Here is an 839-nt window from a genome sequence, read left to right as displayed (position 1 = left end):
TAACTCCTTAATTGCGTTTGGTTTGACTTATTAAGTCTTGACCTGCCCCCACGATTAGATACAACACTCAGTTAGTAACGTCGGAATCTTCATTCTCAGAATGACCCTTTCTCCAGCCCGCTGCAAATTCAGACGGTGTCTGATAATTCAGCGTGGAGTGCGGGCGGCATTCGTTATAATCCTGCCGCCAGTCATTAATAATTTTCCTGGCATGAACGATATCGCTGAACCAGTGCTCATTCAAACATTCATCGCGAAATCGTCCGTTAAAGCTCTCAATAAATCCGTTCTGCGTTGGCTTGCCCGGCTGGATTAAGCGCAACTCAACACCATGCTCAAAGGCCCATTGATCCAGTGCACGGCAAGTGAACTCCGGCCCCTGGTCAGTTCTTATCGTCGCCGGATAGCCTCGAAACAGTGCAATGCTGTCCAGAATACGCGTGACCTGAACGCCTGAAATCCCAAAGGCAACAGTGACCGTCAGGCATTCCTTTGTGAAATCATCGACGCAGGTAAGACACTTGATCCTGCGACCGGTGGAAAGTGCGTCCATGACGAAATCCATCGACCAGGTCAGATTGGGCGCCGCCGGACGGAGCAGCGGCAGACGTTCTGTTGCCAGCCCTTTACGACGTCTTCTGCGTTTTACGCCCAGGCCACTGAGGTGATAAAGCCGGTACACGCGCTTATGATTAACATGAAGCCCTTCACGGCGCAGCAACTGCCAAATACGACGGTAGCCAAAACGCCTGCGCTCCAGTGCCAGCTCAGTGATGCGCCCTGATAAATGCGCATCAGCAGCCGGACGGTGAGCCTCATAGCGGCAGGTCGACAGGGAT

At 52.4% G+C, this 839-nt stretch carries 1 protein-coding gene; it reads right to left on the bottom strand.

Going from position 1 to position 839, the window contains the following annotated elements; genetic code table 11:
* Nucleotides 1-67: 67 nt before the first annotated feature.
* A partial coding sequence (locus D187_RS53150) for an IS3-like element ISSen4 family transposase (RefSeq protein ID WP_081714007.1) occupies nucleotides 68-839 on the bottom strand: 772 nt, incomplete at its 5' end.

It is taken from the genome of Cystobacter fuscus DSM 2262, from assembly GCF_000335475.2.
In the GTDB taxonomy this organism is placed as follows: Bacteria; Myxococcota; Myxococcia; order Myxococcales; family Myxococcaceae; genus Cystobacter; species Cystobacter fuscus.
This window is presented reverse-complemented; position numbering and strand designations above follow the sequence as displayed.